This is a genomic window from Protofrankia sp. CiP1_Cm_nod3, from assembly GCF_982290655.1.
On record NZ_CEVIVD010000041.1, the window covers coordinates 2392 to 9014 of the forward strand.

At 72.2% G+C, this 6623-nt stretch carries 4 protein-coding genes; 1 reads left to right on the top strand and 3 read right to left on the bottom strand.

All coding sequences use genetic code 11. The features are described from left to right. Window positions 1-397: 397 nt before the first annotated feature. Both AC5LUJ_RS10480 and AC5LUJ_RS10485 read right to left on the bottom strand, forming a co-directional pair. Complete coding sequence (locus AC5LUJ_RS10480; protein WP_250293055.1) at window positions 398-2296, bottom strand: serine/threonine-protein kinase; 1899 nt, start codon at window positions 2294-2296, stop codon at window positions 398-400. Beyond that, complete coding sequence (locus AC5LUJ_RS10485) at window positions 2293-3513, bottom strand: hypothetical protein (RefSeq protein WP_250293058.1); 1221 nt, start codon at window positions 3511-3513, stop codon at window positions 2293-2295. The genes AC5LUJ_RS10480 and AC5LUJ_RS10485 overlap by 4 nt, the downstream gene beginning before the upstream one ends. 346 nt (window positions 3514-3859) lie before the next feature. Here AC5LUJ_RS10485 and AC5LUJ_RS10490 point away from each other — a divergent pair, with 346 nt between their 5' ends. Next, complete coding sequence (locus tag AC5LUJ_RS10490) at window positions 3860-5176, top strand: hypothetical protein (RefSeq protein WP_250293060.1); 1317 nt, start codon at window positions 3860-3862, stop codon at window positions 5174-5176. A gap of 585 nt (window positions 5177-5761) precedes the next feature. Here AC5LUJ_RS10490 and AC5LUJ_RS10495 read toward each other — a convergent pair. Next, on the bottom strand, window positions 5762-6085 hold the full coding sequence (locus AC5LUJ_RS10495) for a hypothetical protein (protein WP_250281540.1): 324 nt from the start codon (window positions 6083-6085) through the stop codon (window positions 5762-5764). Window positions 6086-6623 lie beyond the last annotated feature (538 nt).

Genomic DNA, 6623 nt, shown 5'->3' on the forward strand with positions numbered 1-6623 from the left:
GATCCGGTGGGGGTGGTTCGTTCCAGACAGGTGGATGGTCGCGGTGGGGGTGCGGGTTGACGCCGGGGTCGACATATTCCCAGCCCCACCGCTCGGCGGGGACGAACAGCCGTCGGGCGAGTTCAGAACCGGGGTGCTCAGAACCGGACATCTGGCTTCATGGATTGCAGCTCCACCTTCTGACGACCGCGATCGTAACGTTCACATCGACTTTGCGCCACCAAGGTCGATATGGTAGGCCAACCTACCATCAAGCACCATCTGTGATGTTGCGACACAGCCGGTGCGAGCCCGCACCCGGCCGCCGTGGGGAAGCCTCAGCCGGCGCCCCGCGTGCTGGGTGCCGCGCTGCTGGCGGGTTGGGGTCCGGCCCGGCAGAGCCCCGGGCAGCCCCGCGTCAGCCTCCAGCTCTGGCTCGTGAACGGCTGGCGGCAGCCGCGGCTGTGGTGGCGGCCGCGCCGAGCAGGACACAGCAGACGCCGGTGGCGGCAACCGGGACGTGTCGGCTCAGCGTGGCAGCGGACAGCCACACGCCGAACCCGAGGACCGCTCCGAGAGCCCCCGCGGCGAACATCGCGGCTCTCTGGCGAGAGCCGTCGCGCAGCAGCCGGCGGGTCGACTCCAGGTAGGCGAGCGCGAACAGGGCAGCCAGCACACCGCCGGCGCCCATGGCGCTGGCCAGCGGTACCTGCCTCGGCTCGATCGTCACCTCCTGGACGCTGCTCCTGCCCGCCCGATCCAGCCGCACCTGCCCGTGGACGGCTCCACCGGCAATCCACCGGGTCAGCGGCGGGGCGGTGACGTCTGTCCGCCAGGGCTCGCCGGCGTTCACCGTCACCGGGCCGCCGGTCGCGGTGCCCAGTGGGATGCCCGCCGCGGACAGCCGCAGGAGCACCGTCACGGTTCCGGGGGCCACTGCCGTGCCGCTGATCTCCACTGGCTCGGCCAGGTCGACCCGCGCGGCCGCGGGCGGGGTGGCCCCGGCCACCTGAATGCCCTCGGCCGCGGCGGGGCCGGTGGGGACGGCCGGTTGGGGGGATGGCCACAGCACGGCGATCAGCACCATCAGCACGGCCGCGGCCAGCGCGATACCAGCCAGCTGCCGGAGCGGCCCCGGCCCCGGCACCGACGGCGGGCGATGGCGGTGCGCCCGACCTGGCTGCCGGCCGGTGGCCGACAGTTCCGGCACCGGCACGAGGGAGGCATAGTCAAGATCGACAGCCTCCGGTGACGGCCGGCCCGCGGGCATGCCGGATGGCGCCGGCACCAGGTCGGTCACCAGCACGGACTCCTCACCACGGCCGGACGGGCCGCGCCGGGCCGACGCTTCCAGGGCCGTCCGCACCGCCGGGGAGATGTCCCGTACGGCCAGCCCCGACCGCTCCAGCCAGCCGGGCCCGAACGCCTCGGACGCGGCGGCCGCGACGGACTCCGCGAGCTGTTCGGCGCTCGCCGGCCTGCGCTCGGGATCCCGGGCCAGCCCACGCATGAGAAGCCAGGTGAGCCCGGGCGGCACCTCGCCGCCGGGCGACGGCGGCTCAGCGGTGTCCTGGCGTGCCCGGAACTGGTGGAATCCGCCGTCGGTCGGGTAGGGCAGGTGTCCGGCGAGCAGGTAGTACAGCATCGCCGTGGCCGAATAGATGTCGGTGCGGACGTCCAGGTAGTCGCCCCGGGACTGTTCCGGGGACATGTACCCGGGCGTGCCCGCGATCACGAACCGGCCGTCCCGGGATGCGAGGGTGGTCTCCCCGCCGATGACCCGGGCCAGCCCGAAGTCGGTCACCTTGACGGTGCCGCGACCGTCGAACATCACGTTGCCGGGTTTGATGTCGCGGTGCAGCAGGCCCTGGTCGTGGGCGGCCTGCACCGCGGAGAGAACGGCGAGTACGGCCGCGCAGGACTGTTCCATGGTCAGCCCGATGCGGCGGAAACGCTCCGCGAGCGTCCCCCCGGGGAGGTGTTCGAGCACCAGCGCGCAGACCCGTTCCGGCGTGCCCGTGGCGTCGACGGTCACCTCTTCGTCCGCGTACTCGTAGACCGTGACGATGTGCAGGTGGCTCAGCCGGGCCAGGGCCCGTCCTTCCTCGTTGAACCGCAGCCGCATCTGCGGGTCGGCGGCGATCCGGTTCGGCAGGTGCTTGATGGCGACCGCCCGGTCGAGCCGTGGATCCCGGGCCGCGTAGACGACACCGAACCCGCCACGGCCGAGTTCCCCGCCCAGCCTGTACCGCGGCAGGGCGGCCACCAGCGCCCGTGGGGCCACGGACGGATCGGACACGGACGGGTTGATCGTCACGAGGAGTCGTCCTGACGCGGATGCCAGTCAGCGCGGCGGGTGATGGAGGGGTCGGTCTCCTCGTCGAAGAACCGCGCGGGCGGCTGCCACGGCTTTTCGTGCCCGTGCCCGTGCCCGTCCACCTCCACGTCCGGCGGCTGCGGCCGGGCGGCGGGCCGGGGCGGTGGCTGCCACGGCTTCCCGTGCCCGTCCACCTCCACGTCCGGCGGCTGCGGCCGGACGGCGGGCCGGGGCGGCGATTGCCTTTCATACCCGCGCCCATCCACCTCCACGCCCGGCGGCTGCGGCCGGACGATGACAGGCCGCGACGGGGCTGTCGGGCCCGGGGCCCGGCTCTCGCCGCTGCCCGGGGGGCCGCCCGCGGAACCACCGGCTGGGGACGGTGTCTGCCTGGCCGCGGCTGTGGTCACCGCGGATGGGCCCGTGGCCGGGTCGGCGGCCGCCACAGGCGCGAGGGCCGGTGTGCCGGCCTGCGTCGGGGTGGGGACCGGGGTGGGTGTGAGGTACCCCAGCAGGAAGCCGAGCCCCGCGGCTGCCGCGATGAAGGTCAGGTTGGACGATGTCGACGGTGCTGTCACCCGCAACGCCGACAGGCTGACGATCGCGACGAAGCCGGCCCCACACCCGGCGGGCGCGAACCGGACGGCCCGCCGCCACCGGTTGCGGGGAAGACGACGGCGCGCGAGCGCGATCAGCGCGGCAGCCCACAGCAGGGCCGTGACGATCAGCAGGCCCAGCCCGAACATGCCGTATGTGCAGACCAGCGTGCCGCGGATGTCGGCGATCCCCTCGGCCGAGGCGAGGACGTCACGCTTCGCATCACGGAGAGTGACGGACATGGGCAGCAGTCCGGTCGCCTGTCCGCGCAGCTCCGCCATGTCGACGTCGACGCTCCAGGCCAGCGAGGCGCCGGCCGGTACGTCCATCCGCACGGCGGTGTCGAAGACGAAGAAGGTCAGGCCCAGCGCCGATCCGCTGACACGGATCGACCGTATCTGGGCGAGCTCGTTCCGGTTGTTACGGACCGTGACAAGAACGCGGGTGGGCCGCTCCGGATCGAGCACGATCCGCCGCCCGGTCACGGAGACCTCGTTGACCACCGCGTCGAGCTGAAGGCCCCCGCTGCCCGCGGCGACGATGCCGCCGGCGGGGCCCCTCGGCCCGTCGCCGGCCGCGGCCATGGCCGGGGCAGGTAACAGGACCAGGACCGTCAGCATCATGATCACCAAAGCGGTGAGTGGCCTCGCGGCTCGCCGCGTCGGCTCCACGACAACAGCCACAACGCCCCCCGGGAATCCACTTTCTGTTGTGACGTCGATGTTACTGTCATCCCGGGAACGGGGCTGCGGCTGGACATGCTGTCCAGTACACGACACGTCGCCGCTCCGTTCGCGGTCGGGGGGCGTCATGCGCTTTTCTTGTCCGGTCTTACGCCGAGCGGGCGTCAGGACCATCCTGACGGCCATCCTGCCGTCGGTGATTCTGCTCGGCATACTCGGCGCGGGGTCCACGGCCGGGCCCACGGCGGCCGCCGCACCCGCCACGGGTACGAGACCGATCCCCATGACCATGGCCGTCGTGGCCGCTCCGAGCAGCAGTGCGCCCGCGCCAAGCCCCACCGCCTGCCCCGAGGGGACTCCGGACGGCTGCCTGTGCCCGGACGGTTCCGTGGTGCCCGGCGGGCGGGAATGCGCACCGCAGCCGTGTCCCACCGGCCAGCAGCGCAACTCGGACGGCGTCTGCGACTATCCGCCATGCCCCGAAGGGCAACAACGCGACGCGAAGGGGATCTGCGACTATCCGCCCTGCCCGGCAGGCCAGGAACGCAACTCGAACGGTGTCTGCGGCTACCCGCCATGCCCCGAAGGGCAGCAACGCGGTAAGGACAACACCTGCGGCTACCCACCATGTCCCGAGGGCCAGCAACGCGGCGATGACGGGACCTGCCGCTATCCGCCGTGCCCGGCCGGGCAACAACGCAACGCGGACGGCGTCTGCGGCTACCCGCCATGCCCCACCGGCCAGGAACGGGACGCGAACGGCACCTGCCGCTACCCGCCGTGCCCGGCCGGCCAGCAACGCGGCACGGACGGGGTCTGCCAGCCGGTCCCCGTGACCTGCCCGGACGGCTCCACCGCCCGCAGCCGGCAGCAGTGCCCGCCGCCACCGACAACCTGCTGGGACGGCAGCACGGCCGCCGCCGGGCAGCAGTGCCCACCGCAGCGCGAGACCTGCGCCGGCGGGGTGACGGTGACGGCCGGGCAGCCGTGCCCGCCGCCGCGGCCCGGGGAGACCTGTCCTGGCGGGACGCCACCGGGCCAGGGCGGCGTCTGCCCACGGCCGTCGGTCTCCTGCCCCGGCGGCCTGTTGGTGCCCGCCGGGCAGCAGTGCCCGCAGCCACCGCCTCCCTGCCCGGCCGGATCCGTGCGGGACGCGTCCGACCGCTGCGTGCCGGTCAGGCCGGAGCCCACGGCCACGCAGCAGCCCGCCCCCGCGCCCTCGCCCGCACCGGCGCTCCCCAGCCCGTTACCCGGGCAGCTGGCGCTGGACAAACCGGTCGTCTCCGGCGGGGACACCCTGTTCGCCACCGGCGCCGGCTGTACGCCGGCTGCCGACGTCGTCATCGTCTCCGAGGACGGCCGGACGATCGGCCGGACGGTCGCGGACGAGAACGGGGAGTTCTCCACGGCCGTGCAGTTCGCCACCTATCGGGCAGGAACCCGTTCGATCACCGCGACCTGCGGTCCGGTCCTACGCTCCGAGGTGGACATGGTGCTGTCCAGCTCGACCGGTGGCACGTCCAACACGTTCGTCCTGATGTTGTTCTTCCTGCTCGCCGGCTCTCTCGTGGTACGCCATCAGATCGGCCAGAGCATCTGACCGGAGTACCAGGCCGGCGGCGGGCGGGCCGGCGGCGGGCGACGTGGAACGATCTGATGGCGGACGGCATGAACCGCGAGCGGCGACCGTCGGGAACCGAACAACGGGAACGGCCGGCCGGGGAGCACACGCCGGCCGACGCGGCGGGAGACGGACCGCCGGGAAGAACGGGAAGGAAGGACGGGAGCGGCGGCGCGGGCAAGGGATGGGCGGTGGCCGTGTACCACCGCTACCCACGCCGCCGCTCCCGTCTCGGCCCGACACCGGAAGGCCCTCCAGGGCCCCCGGCAGCGCGTTTGTTTCTCCGTCGCGCCTGTGGAGCCCCGCACCCTGAGGCATTCAGGGGAACGGGCACCATCGGTGTCGGTTCACCCGGCGGCCGGGGCACTGTCAGCCGGCGGCCGGGGAGTTGGGAACAAGGCTCTGCGCGGTGCTCGGGAACACCATTGTTCCGGAGCGCCTTCATTCAGGAACATTTTCGTTCAGGAACGGCGTAGTTCGAGAAATCTTCGTTCAGGAACGCTGTCGTTCGGACCGGCCGGGCCGCCCGTCCACCGGTCGAGCCGGATCCGGATACCGCGGCGGTCAGGCCCCGGCGGTGAGCCAGGCGCGCGTGACGGATCGGCGTGACAACTGTCGCACGGACAGCTCCGACAGCGACGGCTCGTCCGGCACGGCCCGTTCCTCGCAGGACATCGCGGTGTTCTGGACCCTGCCCCAGATGATGCTCCGGCATTCGTCGGCGCCCACCACAAGAGATGTACGGGTATGCGGGTCAAACACCTCGACGTGGCCGTCGAAACCTGGCGCGAGAATCCTGAAATGGCTCCACAGGTGTGCCGTGTAGGTGTCCGCGAACTTACCGAGAAGTTCTCCGTCGGCGTCCAGGACGAGTATTCTCTTACCCATTTCAACACCCTTCGCCGGTGATCCGAACAGTGCCGGGTGGCTGGCCTGGGAGCAGCTTACGACAAGCCTGCGGGATTCGCATATATCGAGTTTTCCGCTATTCCCGGGGCCGGATTCCGGTGGTACCGGAAAGCCATTCCGCCGGCGCCGGCCCGGCCAGTCACCGCCGGACTGATTCGAGGCGCCTGTACCGGCCCGGAACGTACAACGGCCGGCGAACACCACGGCGGCCGGAGTCGGCACGCGGTATTCCGTCCCGGACGCAACAAGCTGGTGCGGTATCCCCGCCGGCCCGGGAGGACAGCCACCGGTAGTCCGGCCCGGCCCGAACAGGGCCCCCTGATCATATGCCGGCCGGCCGGCGACATATACCCGCGCGGAGTGTTACCTGCCCGTCCCGCTGGGACCGGCACGGCGGCGGAACCGCTCACGACCGGCCGGCGGGGCCTGTCTGATCGCCGACCCTATCAGGACATCGCCCGTTTACCGGCGAACCGGCACTCCGGGACAAAACCCCCTCACCGGTGGACGCCCCGGC